This is a genomic window from Prevotella merdae, assembly GCF_900290275.1.
Classification (GTDB): domain Bacteria; phylum Bacteroidota; class Bacteroidia; order Bacteroidales; family Bacteroidaceae; genus Prevotella; species Prevotella merdae.
Window position 1 is genome coordinate 310,741 of the sequence record NZ_LT985325.1, and the last position, 24,584, is coordinate 335,324.

The window sequence follows — 24,584 nt, forward strand, 5'->3', positions numbered from 1 at the left end:
TTAAACATTATAAGATATGAAAGGTATAGTATTAGCAGGTGGTAGTGGTACACGTTTGTACCCCATTACCAAGGGCATCAGCAAGCAGCTTATGCCTATTTACGACAAGCCAATGGTGTATTATCCAATCAGTGTGCTGATGCTTGCTGGCATTCGTGATATACTGATAATCTCAACTCCTTACGATCTCCCAGGCTTTAAGCGTCTTCTTGGCGATGGTTCTGACTATGGAGTACACTTTACTTATGCCGAGCAGCCTTCTCCTGACGGATTGGCACAGGCTTTTACTATTGGCAAGGACTTTATAGGCGATGACAGTGTATGTCTTGTTCTTGGTGATAATATATTCCATGGTTCTGGCTTTACTGCCAAACTTAAAGAAGCAGTACGAGCTGCTGAGGAAGAGAAGAAGGCTACTGTATTTGGCTATTGGGTGAACGACCCAGAGCGTTATGGTGTGGCTGAATTTGATAAGGATGGTAATTGTCTATCAATAGAAGAGAAACCAGAGCATCCTAAGAGCAACTATGCAGTTGTAGGTCTTTACTTCTATCCAAATAAAGTGGTGGATGTGGCAAGTAAGATTGAACCATCGGCACGTGGAGAATATGAGATAACAACAGTAAACCAGTGGTTCTTGCGTGATAATGAACTTAAGGTGCAGACCCTTGGACGTGGTTTTGCTTGGCTTGATACTGGCACACACGATTCTTTGTCAGAAGCCTCAACATATATAGAGGTGTTGGAAAAGCGTCAAGGCTTAAAGGTAGCTTGTCTTGAAGGTATTGCATATCGCCAGGGATGGATAGACGAGGAGCGTATGCGTGAATTGGCAAAGCCAATGTTAAAGAATCAATATGGACAGTATCTGCTTAAGGTTATTGATGAGATAAAGCAGACTGGAAATCCAAATTTATAGTTAGAAACGATGAATATACTTGTAACAGGAGCTAACGGACAGCTTGGCAATGAGATGCGTATCATTGCCAAGCATTCCGCAGACAATTATATCTTTACTGATGTCAACCAGATAGAAGGTGTCGAGACTACTTATCTTGATATTACTGATCTGGAGGCTATCAGAAAGATGGTGAGTGAGAACAATGTAGATGTTATTGTCAACTGTGCTGCATGGACTAATGTTGACGCTTGCGAGAATGACGAAAAGCTTGCTGCCCTTGCAGAAAAGCTGAATGCCGATGCACCAGAGAATCTTGCCAAGGCAATGAAAGAGGCAAACGGTCTGCTTGTGCAGATTTCAACGGATTATGTATTCGGTAAGGAACCATACAACACTCCTTGCAAGGAAGACCAAAAGGGTACTCCAACTGGTGTGTATGGCACAACAAAGCTTCATGGTGAGCAGAAGATTATGGCAACAGACGTTAAGAATGTCATCATCCGTACTGCTTGGCTTTACTCTGAGTTTGGCAAGAACTTCTGCAAGACTATGCTCAATCTTACTGCTACCAAACCAACATTAAAGGTTGTGTTCGACCAGTGTGGCACTCCTACTTACGCCTATGACCTTGCCAAGGCTATTGAGGTGATAATAGAGGATTATAAAAAGGAAAACTCTTCGTCCGAGTATTCAAAGACAGGCATTTATCATTTCTCAAACGAGGGAGTGTGCTCATGGTTCGACTTTACAAAGATGATTGCCGAGTATAGTGGTCATAAGGAATGTGAGATTAATCCATGTTATAGTGCAGAATATCCAAGTCCGGTTAAGCGTCCTGCATATTCGGTATTGGACAAGAGTAAGATAAAGGAGACATTTGGAGTGAAAGTGCCTTATTGGACTGACTCATTAAAAATATGTATTAACAACTTACAGAACTAAAATAGAAGATGGAAGTAATAAAGACAGCAATAGATGGAGTGGTAATCATTGAGCCAAAAGTGTTCAAGGATGCCCGTGGATATTTCTTTGAGAGCTTTTCGCAGAGAGAGTTTGAAGAGAAGGTCCGTAAGATAAACTTTGTGCAAGACAACGAAAGTATGTCAAGCTATGGCGTTATGCGTGGCTTACATTTCCAGCGTCCTCCATTCACACAAAGCAAACTTGTTCGTTGTGTAAAAGGCAGAGTACTTGATGTGGCAGTAGACATCCGCAAGGGAAGTCCTACTTACGGACAGCATGTGGCGGTAGAACTTACAGAAGACAACCATCGCCAGTTCTTTGTGCCAAGAGGTTTTGCTCATGGTTTTGCTGTATTGTCGGAAACTGCTGTATTCCAATATAAGTGTGATAACTTCTATGCTCCACAGGCAGATGGTGGCATCAGCATCATTGATGACAGTCTTGGTATAGACTGGCAGATTCCAACAGAACATGCCATCCTTAGCGAGAAAGACACAAAGCATAAGCTTCTGAAAGACTTTGACAGTCCTTTCTCTATTGACATGAATCTCTATCCAGAATTTTAATAATAAACAGACATGACACAATATAAGCGTACAATCGTAATCACAGGTGGAGCTGGCTTTATCGGTTCACACGTAGTAAGACTTTTTGTAAACAAGTATCCTGAGTATAAAATCATCAACATTGACAAGTTGACTTATGCTGGCAACCTTGCTAATCTTAAGGACATTGAGGACAAACCCAACTATAAGTTTGTCAAGATGGACATTTGCGATTTCGATGCTTTCTATCAGTTGATGCAGGATGAGCATATTGATGGCATCATTCATCTTGCAGCTGAGAGCCATGTAGACCGTAGTATCAAAGACCCATTTACATTTGCCCGTACAAACGTAATGGGTACATTGACTCTACTTCAGGCTGCCAAGCTCTATTGGGAGTCGTTGCCAGAGAAGTATGAAGGCAAGCGTTTCTACCATATCTCAACTGATGAGGTGTATGGAGCATTGCAGATGACACATCCAGAAGGTATCAAGCCTCCTTTTACTACAAAGGCAAGTTCTGAGGAGCATCACCTTGCATACGGAGAGGATTTCTTCTATGAGACAACCAAGTTCAATCCTCACTCTCCTTATTCAGCATCAAAGGCAAGCTCCGACCATTTTGTACGTGCTTTCCATGACACTTACGGAATGCCTACGATTGTAACTAACTGCTCAAACAACTATGGTCCTTATCAGTTCCCTGAGAAGTTGATACCTCTCTTTATCAACAATATCCGTCATCGCAAACCTCTTCCAGTTTATGGCAAGGGAGAGAATGTGCGTGACTGGTTGTATGTAGTAGACCATGCACGTGCTATTGACCTTATCTTCCATGAAGGCAAGGTGGCTGAGACTTATAATATTGGTGGTTTCAACGAGTGGAAGAACATTGACATCATCAAGACTGTTATCAAGACTGTTGACCGTTTGCTTGGTCGTGCCGATGGTGAAGACCTCAACCTTATCACATACGTAAAAGACCGTCTTGGTCATGATGCTCGTTATGCTATAGACTCAACAAAGCTTCAGAAGGAACTTGGTTGGGAACCGTCCTTGCAGTTTGAGGAAGGAATTGAGAAGACTGTTAAGTGGTATCTTGATAACGAGGAGTGGCTTGAGAATGTGACTTCTGGGGATTATCAGAAGTATTATGAGAAGATGTATGAAATTAGATAAATTTATTTAGATATTAATTAAACAAGTTTACGTCATATTTAATAAATGTGAATTTATTTGTCTTGTATTTGGAAACAATAGTATATGAGCGAAATTCAAAATAAATGCCAATCAAACAATAAACAGATAGCCAAAAATACGTTATTTCTGTACTTTCGCATGTTTGTGATGATGGGTGTGAGTTTATTTACATCACGTGTAGTCTTGGATGTGCTTGGAGCAGAAGATTATGGTCTTTGTAATATTATTAATGGTGTGGTTGTGATGTTTTCTTTTTTGAACACTGCACTATTATCTGCGACTCAAAGATTTTTAAATTTCAATCTCGGAAAAGGAAATCTAAAACAAACAAATAATGTGTTTTGTATGAGTCTGAACACTTATTTGATTTTGTCTGCTATTATATTGTTGATAGGCGAAACTGTCGGACTTTGGTTTATAAATACACACTTAAATGTACCTGATGGTAGAATGTATGCAGCAAATTGGGTTTATCAGTTTACCCTCATGCAATTTATAATAAATCTAATCCGAGTACCATATAATGCTTCCATTATTGCGTATGAGAAGATGGATTTCTATGCTTATATTTCATTAGCCGAGGTTGCCCTTAAATTAGCAGTAGTTTACTTACTCTATATATCAACATATGATAAATTAATCACATATTCTTTCTTATATACGTTAATACCTTTGTTTATAGCATATTTATATATGCTGTATTGTAAGAGACAATTTCAAACCACAAAATATAAACTGTATTGGGATAAGAAAACTTTTAAGGAATTATTTTCTTTCTCCAGTTGGACTCTATTTGGGGCTTTAGCAAATGTTCTTGCAATTCAAGGTCTTAATATTATGATTAATATTTTCTATGGTGTTACAGTTAATGCTGCAGCAGGTGTTGCAACTCAGGTCTCGAATGCTGTAAATGGTTTTATAACGAATTTCCAAACGGCATTTCAACCACAGATTGTAAAGACATATGCAAATGGTGAAACTAAACGCTTTTATAATATTATTTATACAACATCTAAGTTCTCATTTTTCTTATTATTCGTAATAGCTTTCCCTATTATTTGTGGAATTGATAGCATTCTTAATTTGTGGCTTGTTGACGTTCCTAAATATACCGCAGATTTTTGCACGTTAATATTTATATTTTTATCTATTGATGCTTTTTCTGCACCACTTTGGATGGGTGTTCAAGCTATAGGTAAAATCAAAACCTATCAAGTGTTGATGACCTGTATTGCATATCTTAGTTTTCCATTAGGGTATATTGCCTTAAAAATGGGATTTGCTCCATATTGTATTTGGATAGTGCGTATTCTTGTGAATGTTGTAATGGTGTTAGCAAGATGTATTTTTGTCCAACGTAAATTTGGTTTCCCCATAACTGCATATTTAAAGCAAACGGTTGTGCCAATATTCAAGGTAATAATTATTTCTACACCTATACCATTAATCATAGCAAGGTTATTTCCTATAAACAATAGTGTTTACGGATTGTTGATATCATTCCTGGCTTTTTTTGTTATTGTTCCAACGATTATGTTTGTTGGTTTAAATACAAACGAGAGGATTTTACTCAAAGAAATGGTGGGTAAAAAAATACCATTTATTAATAAAAGATTTAAATAATATGATTCAAAAATTAAATGAACTACTTAGCATTCTTAACATTGATAGTGTTATATGCGAAGAATATGTAAGTCAAGCTTTAAAATATTCATATAATTATAGAATTGTCAAAGACGTTCGTTCTGCAACATTCGAGGCACTTGGAATTTCAAAAATGAAAGATGATAGAGTTGCATTGATAGTTGATGAGCGTTATCTTTCAAGTGTCTATACTGGTATTACCGAAGCATGGTTTCAAAGAACCAACATTTTAGTAGTTACTTATAATGCAAATCTGTATCAACCTCTTGAGTATATAGATCGTTGTATTGTAGGTAAAGCTCTGTTGCTTGATTCTTCAGAAATAAGTACTTTGGCAAATACTATTAGAATAAATAATGGTCCATTCCTTTTAAGAAGTTCTATAACTATTGATAATGACAAGCCTATAGACTATAGTTTTTTAAATAGAATAATAAAAGGCGTGGTATCAGAAAACGATACAGTGTTTCTATATAATCCTGTAGAAAATATTGTTGAGAGCAAAGCTAATGTTCAAACTATAAAACCAGAACATAAATATTGTGTCATTTCAAAGTATATAGGATTTATATTAGGAAAATCTAACAGTAATTGTATTCTATGTATCCCAGAATCATTACTTGCTTATGATTCGAATATTTTTAATTTCAGATGTATACCCGACAATTTCTGTATTATAGTATATGCAGACACGTCTGGTTTGATGAAACGTATTAGACCTTGGATAGAGTCTAATAATATTTCACTTAAAGTGGTAGATTCTGACAATTTTGACTTTTCAGGTAGAAAAGAAATTATTTATATTAAAAACAAAGAATAATGTATACACATATAAAACAAGTCCAGATTATTATATCATTACTGAAACAGTATAATATTCGTCATTTTGTGATATCTCCTGGAACACGTCATGTTCCGCTTGTACATTCTGTTGAGATAGATCCTTTTTTCACTTGTTATTCTGTAGTGGATGAACGTAGTGCAGCATACGTGGCATTGGGTCTTGCAGAATCTCTTCATGCTCCCGTGTGTGTCACATGTACATCATCAACAGCAAGTTGCAATTATATGCCTGCAATGCAAGAAGCATATGAAAAGAATATACCTCTTGTGGCTCTCACTTCAGATAGAGCAAGATATCAAAGATTTCATGGAGAAAATCAGTGCATCAATCAGGTTGATATGTATCGACCGTTTTGTAAATATGCGGTAGACCTTCCTTTGGTAACTAATGATGATGAATATTGGTACTGTAATAGATGTGTTAATGAAGCTTTTATGGCTATTCGAAAAGGAATATGGGGTCCTGTACAGGTAAACTTCTTAGAGCCGCTTCGTATTTTTGAATTATCGACATTTGATGTAAAAGAAATACCAACAACAAGAAAAATAAATCTTTTAGAAGGTGATATTAGATGGGAAAAATATGCTTCATTCCTACAAAATAAGAAAGTGCTTGTAGTTTGTGGGGATAATAAAATTGTAAATAAATCTCTACATGAAGCTCTTTTGCGTTTCAACGAGAAGTATGAGACTGTAATCACAGTTGATCATTTTGCAAATGTAAATGATAATCACTTTGTGCATACACCAGGACTTGATAATGTGTTAAATTTTTATGAAATAAGAGATTTACAGCCAGATGTTGTAATTTCTTATGGATCAAAAGTTTATTCGGGTTTCGGTGTTCTATATCGAGGTAAAAATATTCCACACTGGTATATTAGTGAAGAAGGTAATTTATATGATCCGATGAGGACGCTTAAAAATATCTTTGCTACTACACCTGAGACATTTTTTAATAGTATGGCAACTGTTTCTACAGGAAAAAACTCTAAAGCATATTATAAAATGTGGATGAAGCAAGTAAATAAGTTACATTTGGTTCCTCGTACATTTACAAACTTTTATGCTATAAGGGAAACTCTTGCAAAACTTCCCCCAAATTCCTCGTTACATGCAAGTGTATTGAATGCAATGCGTTTTACTAATTTTTGTCCGTTGCCCGCAAACACTACTTATGTAGGTAATCTTTGTGCAGATGGTATAGATGGGGCTTTGTCCACATTTATAGGCCAGGCCATTTCAACTAATAATATTGCTTTACTTGTTATTGGAGATTTGAGTTATCTATATGATTTGAATGCTTCTATTGACACATTACCTTCTAATGTCCGTATTCTTTTGGTGAATAATAATGCTGGAGCAGAATTCCATTTCAATATCAGTCTGGATAGAATTTCTACACTTAATTTGCATATTGCTGCATCACATCAAAATCAGTTTAAAGAAGTATCAGAACTTGGACAGTTAGAATATTTTAGGGCTGTGAATTCTGACGAACTTCATAAGTGTTTGCAACATTTCTTTGAACCTTCAAATAGAGCAAAGCTTCTTGAAGTTATTACAAACGCAGATAATGATGGTAGAGAGCTTAGAGCCATATTAAATGACAACCGTAATAACATTTCATTACAGAGAAGAATCGTTGAAAAAATTAAACGTATAATGAAATAAATATTATGAAGCTATTGAAAACAATAAAAAGAGCACTACGCTATATACTAAAAGGAGTGCCAACTCAAACAATAACAGCACAGGTTAATGTTAGTAAATCAAGAAACATTCTTGAAGGAAAACATATTGTCATAACTGGTGGTTCAAAGGGTATCGGTTATGCTATTGCCAAGAAATGTATCGACGAGGGGGCTATAGTGTTGATATGTGGTAGAGGCATGGAAGCATTGAAAGAATCTCAAAATACATTAGGAGGTTCAGATAAATGCAAAATAATTCCTTTTGATATTTCTGATATAGAGAATATTGATGTTTTTTTGGAAAAATGTTATATTGCTTTAGACGGGAAAATAGATTGTCTTGTTAACAATGCAGGAGTGTCTTTTCATGAAAAAGATTTTAGAACAGTTACTTCTGATGGATTTGATAAGCAGTTTAATGTCAATTACAAAGGCTCTTATTTTCTTGCTCAGCGATACATCCTTCAGCAGGAAAAAAGAAACTCTATCAGTTCTACAAACATTCTATTTATTAGTAGTGAAAGAGGATCTTTTCATACAGATATTCCCTATGGCTTAACAAAAGCTGTTATTAATAGTCTTGTAGGCGGCTTGAACAATCGTTTATCTTCTTTGGGTGCAAGAGTAAATGCTCTTGCTCCTGGAATAACAGTTTCAGAGATGACGGGTAGAACAGCCGATGACCTTACTTATAAACCATCTCCTTGCGGAAGGGTGTTCCTTCCTGAAGAAATGGCAGAGGTTGCTGCTTTTCTCCTAAGTGATATCTCAAATTGTATTTCCGGAGAAGTTATAAATTGCGATTATGGTTCGCATTTAAAATGTATATAATTTTAATAATGATTACAGATGCAAAAAGCTCAAGTTATAATAAAAGATAGACATTGGGTTCTGTATAAGATGGTGTTGCTAATTATGGTTTTCTATTCATTGAACTGTTGGCTTTTCTTTGAAGTCGACAATTTGATGATGAATTTCATATTTTTAGGCATTAGTATGCCATTTTTTATGACATCCTCAATGTGGAATATAAGTCGTTCAAGAAGTAAAATTGCAATAATTCTAGTTTTACTCAAATTGTATGTTGCGGGTATTGGCAATATTAACCTTTATATTGTTGCATTTATAAGTTCACTTCCTCTATTGGTTGTGGTTATGTTGCGTAGAGAATATCTTGAGGATTTGTTTAATGCTTTTCAAAATGTGTTGAGTTTTATCCTTGGCCTTGGGGTGGTTTTTTGGATATTACATTTAATTGGGTATGATTTTTTGCCTTCTCAGGATATTGCATTTGGAACTATAGAAGATTATACTGGACGTCTTGTTGATCAATATCTTTTTGAAAACCACTATTTGTATTTGGTGGATATAACTTGGATAATTAGGCCTTTTTCAGATATACCTTCATTTGTTCGTTTCAATAGTATATTCCTAGAACCAGGTTACCTTGCAATATTGATGATGTTCCTACTATTTATCAATAAGTTTGATTTAAAAGACTATCGAAATAAGTTATACTTAGTAACATTGATTCTAACTCTTTCTTTGGCTGGCTTCATCATGACAATCTTGGCATTTATAGCACATAAAATGCAATACTCACGAAGGAGAATATCAATTTTGGTAGGTATAGGATTATCATTATTTGTAGCATACTATTTTTTCTCAGAATATAACGGGGGAAAAAATGTTATTAATGAAGCAATAATCTCTCGACTGGAAGTTGATGAAGAAAAAGGTATTGCAGGAAACAATCGTACTTCAGAGGCTATGGATGAACAATATGTTTCATTTTTAGCTTCTCCTGATATCGTATTTGGCTTACGAGATAGAAAAAAGTTGGAATTTGGTGTAGGCTATAAGGCATACTTACTTAAAAACGGTCTTATTGGAATGATATTGTTTATTGTCTTTTTGTTATGGATTGCAAGGCTTAAGAACAATTATCGTTCGTTTGTTCTTATGGCTCTTTATTTATTAATGTTTGCCAGAGGAGAGGGTACTATGTTCTACACGGCTTTCATTATGGTATACTTAGTAGGAGTTCTTAAATCTACAAACGAAATACAATTAGCAAAATGAAAATAGCACTATTCACTTGTCATCATGATCCTAATTATGGCAGTATGCTTCAAGCATACGCATTGGCAAAAGCTTTGAGTAAACTTGGTGTGGAATCAGAATACTTGAACTATTCAACCTCGCCAGATCCTTACAAACTAATTCGAATAATAAAGGGACTTATAAAAACTCCTTTAGTTAGGTTATTTAGTATAATTAGAAAAAGAAAGTCAGGCGGGGAGTATGCTTTCTTCCATACTCCAGAATTTTCATCTACAATAGATGCATACGAACGATTTCACAAACTTTATATACCAGTGTCATCTAAAAAATACTATTATGACACCATTAAACAAAAACTGAATGTGAAAGATTACGATGCTTATATGGTAGGAAGTGATCAGTCGTGGAGCCCTCATCTTTATAAACCAAATAATCCATATTTCTTGGACTTTGCAAATCTTCCAAAACGGTGTTCTTATGCTCCAAGTTTTGGAACAACTGATTTGAAAGATGATTATCTGCAACTATTAAAACAAAAACTCTCGTATTTTGATTTTCTATCATGCCGAGAAGCAGCAAATAGTAAACTGTTAACTGAAACTTTGGGAAGAAAGGTAACCCATGTGCTCGATCCAACACTTCTTCTTACATCTGATGATTGGAATAAAATAGCTAAGGCTCCAAATATTAAGGGAGATTATATTCTTGCCTATATCCTTGGGGAGAAAGATACTGTTGTGAAATTTGCAGAAAAGCTAAGTGTAAAACATAATCTTCCTGTATATTATGTAGTAACTAGGCCCAAATATCTGAATAAAAAAAATGCAATTAAAGGTGTTGGACCCGATGATTGGCTAGGACTAATTCGTGGAGCCAGGTATGTGGTAACAGATTCATACCATGGTTGTCTGTTTTGCATAAATTACAATGTAAATTTCTATGCTTTCAGTAAACGTAAGGGGGACTTAAATGTACAAGATAATGCTCGTATTGTGGAGTTTTTAGGAATATTGGGATTACAGCATCGTTCCCAGAACGATAAAGACAATCCACAAATGATGCAAGATGTTGATTTTATTCCAGTTAACAAACGTATTGAACAATTAAGAGAACGTTCTGTTGGATATTTAAAACAATGTATTGAAGATTAATATGAAGATATTATATTTATTACATTCCTCAGGTATATCTGAAGGATCTTCGATTGCTGTTATTTCTATTATAAAGGAAATGCAAAAGAAAGGCCACCAAATATATGCAGTCTGTCCAAAGCAAGGTCCGTTAGTGGATACGCTTAAGAACTTAGGAGTACAAGTATCAGTGATTTATTATGCAAATGCAATATATCCAAGTGTTTATACTTTTAAATCTTTTATCTCTTGGCCAAAGCGTTTGTTTGATTTATTATGGAAGAATCATTTAGCAGAAATAAGTTTAGAAAAACTTGTTAAAGACATCCAACCAGACATTATTCACACAAATGTTGGAGTGTTAAAAGTTGGTTTTGATGTGGCAAGAAAATTGAAAGTTCCACATGTTTGGCATATAAGAGAAACAGACAAAGGCATAAAATCTCATCATTTTCCATCCAAAGTATTTCAAAAGGCAGTATTGAAAACAAATGATATAAATATTGCTATAACAGAAGCAGTTCAACGTTATTATATGTTGTCATCTCAAAATACAAGGATTGTATATGATGGAGTTTTTTCCAAGGATTATAAACCACAAAAATTAACCAAGAAATCCAACTATTTTCTCTTTGTTGGTAGAGTCTCGGAATCGAAAGGTGCAGATTGGGCTGTTGAGTCTTTTCTTCGAATTGCAAAACAATTTCCAGATAAGGAATTATGGTTAGCAGGTGGTGATAACAATAAGTTTGCCAATATGCTGAAAACAAAAGTAAGTAAAAGTCCCTATAGTAAAAGAGTAAAATTTCTCGGTACTCGCAGCGATATTTACGAATTAATGTCTCGTGCACAAGCAGTACTTGTACCTTCTGTCATGGAGGGCTTTGGATTTATAACTGTAGAAGCGATGGTTAACAAAACCATTGTTATCGGTCGTAATACCGGAGGAACTAAAGAACAATTTGACAATGGCTTGAAAATGACAGGACATGAGATAGCATTAAGATGTGAAGATATAAATGGCATGACCCAACACATGCTTAATGTATGTAAAAACGGACAGATTTATTATAGTGATATGATATCGTCAGCATATATGGTAGTACGAAATTTATATACCATTGAACGTAATGCTGATCAATTAGAAACAATTTATAAAGAAATAAAGAAATAAAAAAATGAAAACAAAAGCAAGAGTTATAGCTATGTATTTGCCTCAGTTTCATCCAATACCAGAGAATGATCGCGTTTGGGGTAAGGGTTTTACAGAATGGACAAATGTTGCACAAGCAAGACCAATGTTTAAAGGACATTATCAACCGAGAATTCCTGCAGACCTAGGTTTTTATGATTTAAGAATGCCAGAGATTCGGAAAGCTCAAGCAGATTTAGCAAGAGAATCCGGAGTGGAAGGTTTTATGTATTGGCATTACTGGTTTGGAGAAAAACGTATGTTGCTTCAGCGTCCATTTGAAGAAGTTCTTCATTCTGGAGAGCCAAATTTTCCTTTTTGTTTAGGTTGGGCTAATCATAGTTGGATGACAAAAACCTGGAAAAAGGGCGGAGCCTTTTCTAAAGATCCTATGATTATGGAGCAAAGGTATCCAGGAAAAGAAGATTGGATTGAACATTTTAATTATTGCTTGCCTGCTTTTCTTGACAACAGATATATAAAAGTAGATGAGAAGCCTTTATTTACCATTTTTGATCCTTTGAATATCCCAAATGTTAAAGAATTCATTGAATGTTGGCAATTCTTGGCTCGTAAAAATGGTCTTAAAGGAATTCATTTTGTAGGTCTAAAATATGGTAAAGCTACAAAAGAAGAAATCTTAAACAAAGGTTTTGATGCTATAAATGAAAGAAATATGTCGGCTGCCATGAAATCACTAGATCGCAATAAATATTGGACTATACTTAAGTTCAAATTGCGCAAATATGGATTTATACATAAATATGACTATAGTAAGGTTATGGATAAAATGGTAACAGAGGATTTGGCAAGTTCTACAACTTATCCAACTATAGTATCAGGTTTTGACAGAACAGCACGTTCAGGAAAAGATGCTACAGTTTTATACAACTGTTCTCCAAGTACCTTCAAAAAACATGTACAGCAAATCATCGAAAAAGTTTTAAATAAAGATTATGAACATCGTATTGTTTATTTAATGTCATGGAATGAATGGGGAGAAGGAAACTACATGGAACCAGACATTAAATATGGTCATGGTTTTTTAGATGCTTTAAAAGAAATTATAAAAAAGTAATTTATGAGATTAGGAATTTGTTTTTTTGGATCTATTTTTGAAAGAACAGGAGCCGGAAAGGTTGTTTTGTCATTTAAGGAGGGTGATAATATTTTTAAAAGTCACGGCATATCAAAGTCTACAATATATTCATTGGATGAAGAAGATAAGGATATTATTTCATCACCGATAAATGAAAACAAAATAACTAATGTTGGAAAAAAAATTATATCAAACCTTTTAAGTTTTACCTCTATAGGTTCTTATCTTCTGGTTGATAAGTTATATTTTGGAAAAGGAGAAAGAGTTATCTCTAAATATTGGGACAATTTAAAGAATGATGATGTTCTTGTTTTTCATGAAATATATACATGTTCGGCATACATAGATAAATGCAAAAGTAATAAAATTAGTCCTAAACCATATATCTTGATCCTTCATACAAATGGTGAAATCTTCAAGATGACTATGATATATTATCCCAAATTAAAGGGTAGTAATTATGAAAAAACACTTAACAAACGAGCTTATAGATGTCTTAAATCTGCAACAAAAATAGTTTTTGTTGCAGATGAAGCACTAAATAATTTTGTTTCTCATTTTCCAGAATTTGAATCAAAAGTACATGTTGTACATAATGGTATTACAAATATTTCCAATAATATAAAACCTAAATTTGATGGTTCTGTAAGAATGGTTACTGTTGGAACTGTAAATAAAAGGAAAAACCAAATTCTTCAAGTTGAAGTATTGGCTAAGATACGAAATAAATGTAAAGTGCATTTAGATGTTATAGGTAGTGGTGATCAATTAGAAGCTTGTAAAATTATGGCTAAAAACCTTGGTGTTGAAGATCTTATTACTTTTTGGGGAGCGCGAGACGATGTCTCACAATTATTACCCAAATGCAATTTATTTGTTATGACATCGTATGATGAAGGATTGCCTATCTCTGGTATAGAAGCTTTAAGAAGTCATCTGCCAGTTATACTAACTGATGTAGGAGGAAATAGAGAACTTATAAAGCAAAATGGTTTTTTGATACGTCCTACAATGCAAGATTTATATTCCGCCATATTGTCTTATTCTTTGAGTATTGATAGGCAGAAAGAAATGTCTGATAATTCATATAATCATTATTTGAAAAGTTTTAGTATTGAAAGTATGATTGGTGGATATTGCGATCTAATAAAAGAAATGCAAGCTTATAGTTAAAAAGCAGACAAATAACCCAAATTTTACTGTGACATTCTAATTTATAGTCATATAAAAGGCAATTTAATATATAACAATAACAAAAACATATTATAAATATAAAATTATGAACATTGGTATTATCGTTCAGGCTCGAATGGGGTCAACCCGTTTACCTGGCAAAATTTTAAAGCAATTCTATGGAGATAAAACCCTCCTTGAAACTCTTCTTGAAAACCTTCACAAAGTACAAGGTTCAAAGGTTATTGTTGCTACATCAGTAAATGAAAACAATGATCAGTTAGAAAGGTTTTTAACAGAAAAGGGAGAACTTGTATTCCGTGGTTCTGAGAATGATGTTCTTGACCGATTCATTAAAGCAGCAGAGGCAAATAATGTAGATGGTATTGTGCGTATCTGCTCTGATAATCCCTTTATGGATTGGCATGGAATAGCACAACTTGTAGAGAAAGCAAAGGCAAGTGATGCGGATTATATTGGATTTCGTATAAACGACAAGCCTTCTATTCTTACCCACTTTGGTTTTTGGGGGGAATTTGTACGTCTTTCTGCTCTCAAACGTGTAGCAAAAACAACAGAAGAAGGAACGCCTGCCCATGAACATGTTACTTATCATATATACAATCATCCCGATGAGTATAAATGTGAGTGGATTATATGTCCTGATTTCCTACAAGGTCGTAATGATATACGTCTTACAATAGATACACCTGAAGATCTCGTAAATGCCTTGAAAGTGTATTCGGACCTTAAAGCACAAGATGAGAACTTTACCCTTCAAGATGTTGTCGATTATCTTGACTCTCACGAAGATATCAAACAATCCATGATATCAAATATTTTCCAAAACAAAAAATAACTATAAATATATATAATTATGATAACTAAAGGTGAAACCTACATCATTGGTGAAATTGGTCAAAACCATAATGGTTCAGTTGATATTGCGAAACTTATTGTAGAACTTGTTGCACGTCCTGTTCATGAAGATGTTTTTAATTTGGATTTAAAGCCAATGAACGCTGTCAAGATGACTCGTCGTGACTTGAATGAAGAATTGACAACAACTCAAATGAATCGTCCATACAACACTCCTAATTCATTTGGTAAAACTTATGGAGAACATCGAGCTTTCCTTGAACTTGATGACGAAGCGCACTTTGAAGTATATAAATTTGCAAAGGAAAAAGGACTCGATTTTGTTGAAACTCTGTGTGCAAAAGGATGCCTTTCTCTTTTAAAGCTCTTTACTCCCGATTATTTGAAGGTTGCTTCTCGTGATCTTACCAATCTTCCTCTTCTTGCTGCAATGGCAGAAACCAAGATTCCTATTATTTTATCAACAGGTATGGCAGGTAAGAAGGAGTTGGATGATGCTTTGGAAGTTATTACACGTTACCATTCTAATATATCTATCCTTCATTGCGTATCTCAGTATCCTACTCATCCTGATAATTTAAATCTCAATACAATAAATTATCTTAAGAAACACTATGGTCAATATCATATAGGATTTTCTGACCATACAATTGGTATTTCTGCTCCTGCCATTGCAGTTGGAATGGGCGCTGAGATTATAGAGAAGCACATTACTATTGATCGCCACATGAAGGGTACTGACCAACCTGGTTCTCTTGGTCCTGATGGCGTAAATCGTATGGTGCGTGATATCCGTATGGTAGAACGTTGGCTTGGAACAGAAGATCTTTATATAGACAAGAGCGTTGCTGGGTCAAAGGAAAAATTGGAGCGTTCTATTGCATCTCTTGTTAATATTAAGGCTGGTGATGTTATAACTGAAGATATGATACATATGCTTAGTCCTGGTGATGGTTTCAAATGGGCAGAAAAAAATATGGTTGTAGGACATAAGGCTCTTAATGATATTCCTGCAAACGAAATTATATATAAAAATATGATAGATTAATAAATGAATAATAAGCTTCCTAAACTCATTCTAACAGACATTGATGGTGTTTGGACGGATGGAGGTATGTATTATGATGGCACTAACGTAGAGTTGAAGAAATTTCATACCTACGATAGTGCCGGTGTGTTGTTTGCACACTATTTGGGTATTCCCGTCGGTATTCTTACTGGCGAGAACACCCAAATTGTAAAAAGACGTGCCGATAAATTAAAAGTGGATTACTGTTATCTTGGATGCAAGGATAAGGTTGCTGTAACACGTCAATTGTGTGAAAATCTACATATAACTATTGATGAAGTTGCATATATTGGTGATGATTTGAATGACTTAAAGCTTCTCAAACTTGTTGGATGGGCAGGTGTTCCTTCTTCAGCACCATATTATATACAAACTTTATCAACTGTTCCTCTAAAAAAAGAAGGAGGAAACGGTGTTTTTCGAGAATTTGTTGAAACAATTTTAGGAGAAGAAATAATTATGACTATATTAGATGATTTAACGCTTGAGAGACAATAGAAAACTTTTTAAGTATAGTCACTTGTTTTTATTCATATACTAAAATTCACTTTATATTTTGTCTTAATTTTATATTGTGCAATTTTGGCAATGACATGAATATCTGTTGTTTTTGATAATTATGTTATCTTTAGAACTTAATATGGTTAGAGTAATATTTACTAAAATCAAAATAAATGGAAAATAAGGAAATAAAAATTTTGGTAATAGCTAAAAAGTATAATGATATATATTATGCCATTTCATTACCAGAATGGAAAAGAAGTAGTCGCAAATCATTAATTGTTATAACCCAAAAATTAGCACTATCAAATTATCCTATGCAGGATTTATTTGATGAGGTACATTGTATTACACCAAGGAGTGGATCATTGGGAATATTACAAACCTTATTAGATTTGAAGTTTTTATTGCCTAAAATAAATTTTGACACTGTAGTATTATCGAATATTTCTTTGGTTTCTAATAAATACATTCTTTCGTATAAGAGATGTAGACAATCTATATTAATTGAGGATGGCTATATGAATTATTATAAATTCAAAGAACCAGATAGTATTCCTAAAAGATTTCTTATGCAATTATTTGGAATTAAACAAATTGATGTTACGTCTAAAATTATAAAAACTTATTTGTTGAAACCAAAAATAGCTGAATATTTTTTTGGTGAAAAATGTCAGTTGAGAATAGCAATAGATTTATTCAAGTCAAAACTTGGCGAAATTCCAAATTTACAAGGAAAAAAGATATTTGTTGGTCAACCTTTATATCATTCTTATACAGGAAACAGTATAACATTAGAACAATATAATAAATCTATAAATAAGGTTATTAAAAAATATGATATAGACTATTATGTTCCTCATACAATGTCAGATGCTAACGAGATGATTAATTGTAAGAAGTTAGATATAGGACTTATCAAATGTACTTTTGAGGTACTCGCTTCAATGTATGATATGGAATTTTATTCAGTATCTTCAACGATTCTATATTCATCAAAGATTGTGAATCCAAAATGTAAAAGCGTGATGGTACAAATACCAAATGTAAAAGAGCTTCCAAAAGATAATATAATGTATAAGTATGCTGATAATATAGTTCAAATTAATCTAACATAAAAAATAAAAACATGAAAGATGTAACTATTCTTATTCTTACAAAAAATGAAGAACTTAATTTGGGAGACTGTTTGGAATCTGTTAAAGGTTTTGCCAGTCGTTGTGTTGTAGTGGATAGCTATAGTACAGATAAAACCAAAGAGATAGCTTTAAAATATGGTGCGGATTTTTATGAGCACAAGTTTGAGAATTATGCTCGTCAGTTTAATTGGGGGCTTGACAATACTAATATCACTACTAAATGGACCTTCCGTCTTGATGCTGATGAAAGGTTAACACCTGCATTGTGTGAAGAATTGTCCTCATTAATGACCGAACATGAAACAGATGATGTTAATGGTATAACCATGTGTGCATGGCTTTATTTTATGGGTAAAAAACTTGCACATAACAAAAAAGCAAAGCATAAGTTGATGCTGTTTAAAACGGGTATAGGTAGAATTGAAGACCGTAAGATGGATGAGCATACTATTCTAAGTAGTGGTACATCAATTATGGCACATGAGAGATTTCTACACTATGACTTTAAGAACATGACTTTTTGGATTAATAAATTGAATTGGTATGCTACACGTGAAATGCAGGACTATTTCGAATTTAAAAATGGCAAGAAAGCGAGTATTGAAGGAAATGATAATGGAATAAACTCTACTAGATATAAAAAATTTGGAGTCTATTATAAAATGCCCATATTCCTTCGTGCAATATTACTATTTTTTCTTACCTTTTTCAAGGAAATGCGTTTTCTTGATGGAAAGGAAGGTTTCATTTATACATTTATGTATAGCTGCTGGTATCGTCTGCTTGTAGATGCAAAAATATATGAGCAAATGAAATATAATAAACCATTTGAAGATACGGGTGATTTAAAGGGTTAGAAATGTTTTATAGTAAGAATTATCATCTTATAAGAAAATTTTCTTCCATTGTTCATAAGATTAGTATTAGATTTAAATTAAAGTATAACATTAGATGTCTTATAGTGACATCTTTTGTGGGCTTTATCTTTCAAATATTCCAAGCAGATATTAATGCTTGGCTAACAAATATATGGATAGGAAATGCATTAGGGTTGTTGTATAAGAGAATGATGGACTCTGTGCTGTTTTCTGTAATTATAGCGATAGCATTGAGTTTCTGTTTAGGACGGATGGCTTTCTATTCGTATAAGAGCAGTGCGAAATCATTCTTTATACAACTCCTTATATATGGAATAGCTTTCTTGGTGATAACGGATGATTATTGGTTGTTACCTGATTTAATTCCTGATGTTCTTAACTATAAACAGTATTGGAGGTTTGCTCTTTATTTATTGGGTATAGGTTCTTTCTTTTCTTACGGATATGGGGTGTGTAAAAGCAGATTTCAAAAGATTGAGTTTGCGAATAATGGTAAGGGCTTTGTTACAAAACATTGTTTAGAAGAAAGTAATACTATTGATAAGTTTGCAAAAGGAATTGTTGACAGACTGCTTAGAACTAAAATGCATGAAGAAGCTTTTTCGCTTGGAATAGCTGGTGTTTGGGGCTCGGGCAAAACAACCTGTTTGGAAGCCTTGAAGAAGGAATTTGGTAGGAAAGTATTGTATATAGAGTTTATGCCATGGAACAGCAATTCTCCTGAAAAGATAATTGAAGATTTCTTCTTGTTGTTTCGTAAAGAGGTTTCATCACAAATAAACCCATTCTTGAGTGGTACTATAGCAAAGTATGCAAGGCAGTTGTTGTCAATCAACAGAATGGATCCGTGGCTTGCTTTGTTTCGTAGTTTGGCTGTTTGGTATAGTGAGGAGGACTCCAATGTATTCAAGAGTAAGATAGCAGATAAGCTGAAAGATATAGACAGTAAGATAGTTGTAGCAATTGATGATATCGACCGATTAGATAGTAATGAACTGTTTGAGGTATTGCGATTGATAAGGAATACTGCCAATCTTCCAAATCTGATTTTCTTAGTAACCTATGACAAGGATTATGTTATCAAACAGCTGAAGAACAAAGGAATCTCTAATCCCGATTTGTATTTGGAGAAGATTATTAATGTGGAAGTGATGTTGCCTAAAGTTATGGGGTATGAACTGATTTCTATGTTATATTCTGACTTAGAGAAGATGGTAGACGAAAATGTTGTTTTGTCTATAATGAATACAGTTGGAAAGAATAAAAAAGGCACAAGAACAATAGTTGCTATTCTTACCAATTATAGAGAGATTGAGAGGTTTGCCAAGCAGTTGGCTGTACATGTTGCGTATGCCCAAGAAAATCTGAAGAACGAAATCTCTATTCAGGATTTATTTTGGTTGGAGCTAATTAGGTATGCTGACTTCAATTTCTACATGAGGTTGTCAAAACAGGTAGATACTATTTTTCAGTTAAGTAAAGGAGATAAAAAGCAACTGATTTTAGATAATGCTTTTAAGAAACAATTTGAGCCAGATTATGCTGATACCCCTTATACTTCAAAGAAAGTGTTTGATGTGTTGAACTATCTTTTTCGAGAAGAGGATAGGGATGAGTTGAGTATGTCTATCGTTTATACAAATAATTATTCACGTTACTTCTCTTTAGGTTTGGAAAAAAGAAAATTCTATAAGTTCGACCTTGTTAAATTACTTAATGGTGAAGGTGTGGATTATGATGCAGTTCTTAAAAGCTTCTTTGAAAACGAAAAAGCTGAAGACAATTATGATTTGAATTCTCTTCTCTTTTTAATAAGCAATAATGATAATGCTGAACTTGATTTGAGTCTATACCAAAGAATTATCAGATTGTTGTGTGCATTGTTTAAGTATGAGAAGGATAATGAAGTGCATCGGATATTATATCATTTTGTCTGTGATGAGGAAATTATTAGAAAAGATAATGGTAAATGGACAAAATTGTTTTTAGCATATTATAAAGAATTTCTCTCTGAATATTGTGGATATAATGTAGCATACATATTAAGAAACGTATATGATACGATTAGAGATATTAAAGAACAAAATGATAATATAACGAAAGTAAAGCAGCTGATGTCCGATAATTTCTTAAAGTGGGCTGAGAAAGAAAAGCCAGATGCTATTCAGATTATTTATCCAAACTCTATGTTGTATAAGATATACAATAAATCAAATATTAAATATCATTACGTGGATAAATTTGAAAATTACATGTATAGTGATATAGAGTGTTTGATATGGAACTCTATTCTTGATTATTTCAAAGATCATAGAAGTACTAAATATAAAGAGTTCGATGAATATTTTAATTATGATATTACTGATGAGGATGATCCATTTACCGACATGATTCGGCAAGAGGAAATAGATTCGGCAAATAAGAAAGTAGAAGATATATTTGGTAGTGATAGTAAGTTCAAGCAATATCGCGATAATTGTTTTGCTGATAAAGCATGTAGCAAGACGTGTAAACACTAATATTAAAAATTTGATATAGATATAATGTCACTAAAAAGAAACATTTTGTTAATCAATGCAGAAGGTGTACAAGCCATCTGTATGGCTCGTTCATTGCGCAAGCAAGGACATCGTGTCGTTGGATTCTGCAATCATAAGATGACGAGCGGATATGCAACGAAGTGGCTGAGTGAAAAACATGTATCACCAGATGTTACGTTGCAAAGAAATGAGTTTGAGAAGTTTCTGTTTGCTTATATCAAAGCAAACAAAGTGGATGCAATTATTCCATTGGCTGATGATGGAGCGGAGTTCTTAAGCAAGAACAAGGAGCGTATCAAAGCTATGGGGGTGATTTGCGCCATACCGTCGTTTGATGTATTCAACATAGCAAATGACAAGCAAAAACTCATGGAGTTGTGTGAGAAGTATAACTTATCACATCCGAAGACACGTGAGCTGAATCCCCAGGACTTAAAGCCTACTGCCGATTATGTTGGTTTCCCGGCAATGATAAAGCCCAATCTCTCGCAAGGAGCAAAAGGTATTGTGAGAGTGGATAATATGAAGGAACTGGAAGAAAAGTTCCTGGACATATACAAACAGTTTGGTGCTTGTACTTTGCAACAATATGTCGACCAACCAGACTATTACTATAATGTGATGATGTATCGCGACAAGCGAGGACGCATTGTAGGACAGACAATCATTAAGATTAGAAGATTCTTTCCGTTGAAGGGTGGAACAAGCTGCTATAGTGAAACAGTGGAGCATCCTTTCCTTTTGAAAGAATGCGAGGAGGTGCTTAATAAGCTTGGTTGGGTTGGCTTTGCCGACTTTGATGTATTGGAGGATAAGCATAGCGGTGAGCTGAAGATTATAGAGATAAATCCTCGTGTGCCTTCAAGTTTCCAGGCTGCTTTTGCTGCAGAAATGGACTTTGGGCGTATATTCATGGCAGATTTGTTTGATGAACCAATGCCTAATTTTGAATACAAGACAGGTAAACAAGTAAGATGGATGGGATTGGACGTAATGTGGTTCTTGTTCTCTCCTGACAGATTTAAGTTTAAACCTTCTTGGTTTAAGTTCTTTGGTAAGGACGTCAGCTATCATGACGGTGCATGGAATGATCCATTGCCTATGTTGGCAGGAATGTTTGCTGGAGTAGTGAAGTATTTAAACCCTGAGTTTAGAAAAGCAAAATTAAAAGGATAATGAAAAAGATATTGATAACAGGTGCCAACAGTTTTGTTGGTACATCGATAGAACGATGGTTGATGCGTGATCCGAATAATTATAAAGTGGACACGGTTGACACGATGAATGGTGTATGGAAACAGGCTGATTTTTCAAAGTATGACGCTGTGTTTCATGTGGCAGGCATTGCGCATGTTGACCCGAAGCCTGAAATGGCACCTTTATATTATAAGGTGAACCGTGACTTGACTATTGAGATAGCCAAGCACGCAAAGGAATGTGGAGTGAAACAATTTGTGTTTATGTCGTCAAGAATTGTTTATCATGCAAGTAAGTCATTGAAGGGTGATGTGACTAAGCGTGACACAAAACCTAATCCGAATGATTTTTATGGCGACAGTAAGCTGCAAGCTGAGAATGGCTTGAATGAATTGGCTTGCGACACGTTTAAAGTGGCTAACCTGCGTCCTTGCATGATATATGGTCCTAATTCCAAAGGAAACTTCTTGCGTTTGGGATGGCTTGCTACCAAAACTCCTATATTCCCTGCATGGCACAACAAACGCTCTATGTTGTTTATAGACAATTTGGCGGAATTTGTAAAGCAGGTAATAGATCGTGAACTTGGTGGTACGTTCTATCCGCAAAATGCTGAATTGGCTGATACGGTAGAGATAGTGAGATACTTTGCAAAGAAGTATAACCATAAGATTTGGATTAGCAGACTGTTTAATCCTTTCGTTTGGCTCGGCTCTTTCTTCCTGCCACAGTTGCCTAAGATGTTTGCAAGCAGCTACTACGAACCAGAGATGAGTAAGTATGACTTCGATTACCAGATTGTAAGTTTTGAGGAATCGCTTAAAGGTTTGGAGATTTCTGATGCAAACAAGAGGATGAAATAATGACTCTATTTAAAGAACTCATACTGATATCATTAGGGAAACGAGATGGTTTCTCTCGCAGATTGAACGAAGCGGATTGGATCTCACTTTACACGGAAGCACAAAGACAGGCTATTGGTGGCATATTGCTGGATGGCGTTGAAAAGGTTATTGCTTCTGGGGAAGACAAGCCAAAATTCTTGATGCAATGGATTAGCCAGGTATTAGCTTTGGAGAATAGAAACCGACTGCTTAATGCAAGATGCAAGGAGATTACCAAAGTCTTTAATGAATTAGGCTTGCGCAGCTGTGTGCTGAAGGGACAAGGGGTTGCAAGGCTTTATCCTAATCCGTTGCGACGCCAATGTGGAGACATTGACTTATGGGTGGAAGGAAACAGAGATGATATTTACAAGACGTTGAAAGCAAGATGGAAGGTTGGAGATACTGTTATTCACCATGCTGACGTGGAGATTTTTAAGGATACGCCTACAGAGATTCATTTTATTCCGAGTTTTACTTACAGTCCTTTTGTTTATCGAAGATACAAAAAGTTTTTCAAAAAGTGTGGAGACAGACAGTTTGCCAACTATAATGAGTCGGTAGGTTTTGCTTGTCCAACGCCCGACTTCAATGCTGTGTATTCGTTGATGCATATCTTTCATCATGTGTTGCATGAGGGAATAGGATTGCGACAGTTGCTTGACTATTATTACATATTAAAGAGTCTGGATAAGGAGCAACGTGGGCAAGTGTTTGAGGAAATGAGGCACTTGGGATTGGCTAAGTTTGCTGAGGCTGTGATGTATGTGGAACAGCAGATGTTTGGACTGGAACCGGAGTTCTTGTTGTGTAAACCAGATGGAAAGACAGGAAGACGTCTGCTGGCAGAGATAGAACTAGCAGGAAACTTCGGGAAGTATGACAAACGCTACCAACATGTAGACAGAAAGAGCAGAATGGATGTGTATCTGCATAATGTAAAGAGAAACTTTGTGTTCTTTAAGTTTGCTCCAAGCGAAGTGTTGTGGGCTCCCATATGGAAACCTTGTCATTTTGTGTGGAGAAAGACAAAAGGATATTCATAATAG

22 protein-coding genes are annotated in these 24,584 nt (G+C 34.7%); all 22 read left to right on the forward strand.

Annotated elements, in window-relative coordinates:
- The first annotated feature begins 16 nt into the window (after window positions 1-16).
- The 22 genes from rfbA (at window position 17) to C9991_RS13725 (ending at window position 24,581) form a co-directional block, all read left to right on the forward strand.
- Window positions 17-919, forward strand: coding sequence for a glucose-1-phosphate thymidylyltransferase RfbA (rfbA, locus tag C9991_RS13620; protein ID WP_106813065.1), 903 nt, complete (start codon window positions 17-19; stop codon window positions 917-919).
- A gap of 9 nt (window positions 920-928) precedes the next feature.
- Window positions 929-1,843: a dTDP-4-dehydrorhamnose reductase gene (gene rfbD / locus C9991_RS13625; RefSeq protein WP_106813066.1), complete on the forward strand. Its 915-nt coding sequence runs from the start codon at window positions 929-931 to the stop codon at window positions 1,841-1,843.
- Between the two features lie 8 nt (window positions 1,844-1,851).
- Complete coding sequence (gene rfbC, locus C9991_RS13630) at window positions 1,852-2,430, forward strand: dTDP-4-dehydrorhamnose 3,5-epimerase (RefSeq protein WP_106813067.1); 579 nt, start codon at window positions 1,852-1,854, stop codon at window positions 2,428-2,430.
- Window positions 2,431-2,442: 12 nt separating this feature from the next.
- On the forward strand, window positions 2,443-3,588 hold the full coding sequence (locus C9991_RS13635) for a dTDP-glucose 4,6-dehydratase (protein WP_106813068.1): 1,146 nt from the start codon (window positions 2,443-2,445) through the stop codon (window positions 3,586-3,588).
- 84 nt (window positions 3,589-3,672) lie between these two features.
- Complete coding sequence (locus tag C9991_RS13640) at window positions 3,673-5,232, forward strand: MATE family efflux transporter (protein WP_106813069.1); 1,560 nt, start codon at window positions 3,673-3,675, stop codon at window positions 5,230-5,232.
- 1 nt (window position 5,233) lies between these two features.
- Complete coding sequence (locus C9991_RS13645) at window positions 5,234-6,073, forward strand: hypothetical protein (protein ID WP_106813070.1); 840 nt, start codon at window positions 5,234-5,236, stop codon at window positions 6,071-6,073.
- Window positions 6,073-7,770, forward strand: coding sequence for a thiamine pyrophosphate-binding protein (locus C9991_RS13650; RefSeq protein ID WP_106813071.1), 1,698 nt, complete (start codon window positions 6,073-6,075; stop codon window positions 7,768-7,770). Before C9991_RS13645 ends, C9991_RS13650 begins: the two co-directional genes overlap by 1 nt.
- Before the next feature lie 5 nt (window positions 7,771-7,775).
- Window positions 7,776-8,621, forward strand: a complete 846-nt coding sequence (locus C9991_RS13655; protein WP_106813072.1) for an SDR family NAD(P)-dependent oxidoreductase — start codon at window positions 7,776-7,778, stop codon at window positions 8,619-8,621.
- An 18-nt stretch (window positions 8,622-8,639) separates the two neighbouring features.
- Window positions 8,640-9,872, forward strand: coding sequence for a hypothetical protein (locus C9991_RS13660; protein WP_106813073.1), 1,233 nt, complete (start codon window positions 8,640-8,642; stop codon window positions 9,870-9,872).
- Window positions 9,869-11,005 (forward strand): polysaccharide pyruvyl transferase family protein, encoded by a 1,137-nt coding sequence (locus tag C9991_RS13665; RefSeq protein WP_106813074.1) that lies wholly within the window; start codon window positions 9,869-9,871, stop codon window positions 11,003-11,005. Before C9991_RS13660 ends, C9991_RS13665 begins: the two co-directional genes overlap by 4 nt.
- A 1-nt stretch (window position 11,006) precedes the next feature.
- Complete coding sequence (locus C9991_RS13670; RefSeq protein WP_106813075.1) at window positions 11,007-12,158, forward strand: glycosyltransferase family 4 protein; 1,152 nt, start codon at window positions 11,007-11,009, stop codon at window positions 12,156-12,158.
- 4 nt (window positions 12,159-12,162) lie between these two features.
- Window positions 12,163-13,254 (forward strand): glycosyltransferase WbsX family protein, encoded by a 1,092-nt coding sequence (locus C9991_RS13675; protein WP_106813076.1) that lies wholly within the window; start codon window positions 12,163-12,165, stop codon window positions 13,252-13,254.
- Between the two features lie 3 nt (window positions 13,255-13,257).
- A complete protein-coding gene (locus C9991_RS13680) occupies window positions 13,258-14,448 on the forward strand; it encodes a glycosyltransferase family 4 protein (protein ID WP_106813077.1) in 1,191 nt (396 codons plus the stop codon).
- 106 nt (window positions 14,449-14,554) lie between these two features.
- On the forward strand, window positions 14,555-15,307 hold the full coding sequence (locus C9991_RS13685) for a cytidylyltransferase domain-containing protein (protein WP_106813078.1): 753 nt from the start codon (window positions 14,555-14,557) through the stop codon (window positions 15,305-15,307).
- An 18-nt stretch (window positions 15,308-15,325) separates the two neighbouring features.
- Entirely contained in the window at window positions 15,326-16,375 is a 1,050-nt protein-coding gene (locus tag C9991_RS13690) for an N-acetylneuraminate synthase family protein (RefSeq protein WP_106813079.1), read from the forward strand.
- A 3-nt stretch (window positions 16,376-16,378) separates the two neighbouring features.
- Complete coding sequence (locus C9991_RS13695; RefSeq protein WP_106813080.1) at window positions 16,379-16,894, forward strand: 3-deoxy-D-glycero-D-galacto-nonulopyranosonate 9-phosphatase; 516 nt, start codon at window positions 16,379-16,381, stop codon at window positions 16,892-16,894.
- A gap of 176 nt (window positions 16,895-17,070) precedes the next feature.
- Window positions 17,071-18,015 carry a glycosyltransferase family 52 gene (locus C9991_RS13700; RefSeq protein ID WP_106813081.1) on the forward strand — a complete coding sequence of 315 codons (945 nt, stop codon included), beginning with the start codon at window positions 17,071-17,073 and terminating at the stop codon, window positions 18,013-18,015.
- An 11-nt stretch (window positions 18,016-18,026) separates the two neighbouring features.
- Window positions 18,027-18,893, forward strand: coding sequence for a glycosyltransferase family 2 protein (locus tag C9991_RS13705; RefSeq protein WP_106813082.1), 867 nt, complete (start codon window positions 18,027-18,029; stop codon window positions 18,891-18,893).
- A 116-nt stretch (window positions 18,894-19,009) separates the two neighbouring features.
- Window positions 19,010-21,433, forward strand: coding sequence for a KAP family P-loop NTPase fold protein (locus C9991_RS13710; protein ID WP_157949488.1), 2,424 nt, complete (start codon window positions 19,010-19,012; stop codon window positions 21,431-21,433).
- An 81-nt stretch (window positions 21,434-21,514) separates the two neighbouring features.
- On the forward strand, window positions 21,515-22,630 hold the full coding sequence (locus C9991_RS13715) for a carboxylate--amine ligase (protein WP_198643820.1): 1,116 nt from the start codon (window positions 21,515-21,517) through the stop codon (window positions 22,628-22,630).
- The gene (locus C9991_RS13720) at window positions 22,630-23,514 is read left to right on the forward strand and encodes an NAD-dependent epimerase/dehydratase family protein (RefSeq protein ID WP_106813085.1); all 885 of its coding nucleotides are present in this window, start codon (window positions 22,630-22,632) and stop codon (window positions 23,512-23,514) included. Before C9991_RS13715 ends, C9991_RS13720 begins: the two co-directional genes overlap by 1 nt.
- Complete coding sequence (locus C9991_RS13725) at window positions 23,514-24,581, forward strand: nucleotidyltransferase family protein (protein ID WP_106813086.1); 1,068 nt, start codon at window positions 23,514-23,516, stop codon at window positions 24,579-24,581. Before C9991_RS13720 ends, C9991_RS13725 begins: the two co-directional genes overlap by 1 nt.
- Window positions 24,582-24,584: the final 3 nt, after the last annotated feature.

Excerpts from the sequence above, each read along its gene's own strand:
- C9991_RS13680 (WP_106813077.1), top strand. The coding sequence starts at position 13,258 with ATGAGATTAGGAATTTGTTTTTTTGGATCTATTTTTGAAAGAACAGGA.
- C9991_RS13690 (WP_106813079.1), top strand. The coding sequence starts at position 15,326 with ATGATAACTAAAGGTGAAACCTACATCATTGGTGAAATTGGTCAAAAC.
- C9991_RS13640 (WP_106813069.1), top strand. The coding sequence starts at position 3,673 with ATGAGCGAAATTCAAAATAAATGCCAATCAAACAATAAACAGATAGCC.
- C9991_RS13665 (WP_106813074.1), top strand. The coding sequence starts at position 9,869 with ATGAAAATAGCACTATTCACTTGTCATCATGATCCTAATTATGGCAGT.
- C9991_RS13705 (WP_106813082.1), top strand. The coding sequence starts at position 18,027 with ATGAAAGATGTAACTATTCTTATTCTTACAAAAAATGAAGAACTTAAT.
- C9991_RS13725 (WP_106813086.1), top strand. The coding sequence starts at position 23,514 with ATGACTCTATTTAAAGAACTCATACTGATATCATTAGGGAAACGAGAT.
- rfbC (WP_106813067.1), top strand. The coding sequence starts at position 1,852 with ATGGAAGTAATAAAGACAGCAATAGATGGAGTGGTAATCATTGAGCCA.
- C9991_RS13715 (WP_198643820.1), top strand. The coding sequence starts at position 21,515 with ATGGCTCGTTCATTGCGCAAGCAAGGACATCGTGTCGTTGGATTCTGC.
- C9991_RS13685 (WP_106813078.1), top strand. The coding sequence starts at position 14,555 with ATGAACATTGGTATTATCGTTCAGGCTCGAATGGGGTCAACCCGTTTA.
- C9991_RS13660 (WP_106813073.1), top strand. The coding sequence starts at position 8,640 with ATGCAAAAAGCTCAAGTTATAATAAAAGATAGACATTGGGTTCTGTAT.
- C9991_RS13635 (WP_106813068.1), top strand. The coding sequence starts at position 2,443 with ATGACACAATATAAGCGTACAATCGTAATCACAGGTGGAGCTGGCTTT.
- C9991_RS13720 (WP_106813085.1), top strand. The coding sequence starts at position 22,630 with ATGAAAAAGATATTGATAACAGGTGCCAACAGTTTTGTTGGTACATCG.
- C9991_RS13670 (WP_106813075.1), top strand. The coding sequence starts at position 11,007 with ATGAAGATATTATATTTATTACATTCCTCAGGTATATCTGAAGGATCT.
- C9991_RS13675 (WP_106813076.1), top strand. The coding sequence starts at position 12,163 with ATGAAAACAAAAGCAAGAGTTATAGCTATGTATTTGCCTCAGTTTCAT.
- C9991_RS13655 (WP_106813072.1), top strand. The coding sequence starts at position 7,776 with ATGAAGCTATTGAAAACAATAAAAAGAGCACTACGCTATATACTAAAA.
- C9991_RS13645 (WP_106813070.1), top strand. The coding sequence starts at position 5,234 with ATGATTCAAAAATTAAATGAACTACTTAGCATTCTTAACATTGATAGT.
- rfbA (WP_106813065.1), top strand. The coding sequence starts at position 17 with ATGAAAGGTATAGTATTAGCAGGTGGTAGTGGTACACGTTTGTACCCC.
- C9991_RS13695 (WP_106813080.1), top strand. The coding sequence starts at position 16,379 with ATGAATAATAAGCTTCCTAAACTCATTCTAACAGACATTGATGGTGTT.
- C9991_RS13700 (WP_106813081.1), top strand. The coding sequence starts at position 17,071 with ATGGAAAATAAGGAAATAAAAATTTTGGTAATAGCTAAAAAGTATAAT.
- rfbD (WP_106813066.1), top strand. The coding sequence starts at position 929 with ATGAATATACTTGTAACAGGAGCTAACGGACAGCTTGGCAATGAGATG.
- C9991_RS13650 (WP_106813071.1), top strand. The coding sequence starts at position 6,073 with ATGTATACACATATAAAACAAGTCCAGATTATTATATCATTACTGAAA.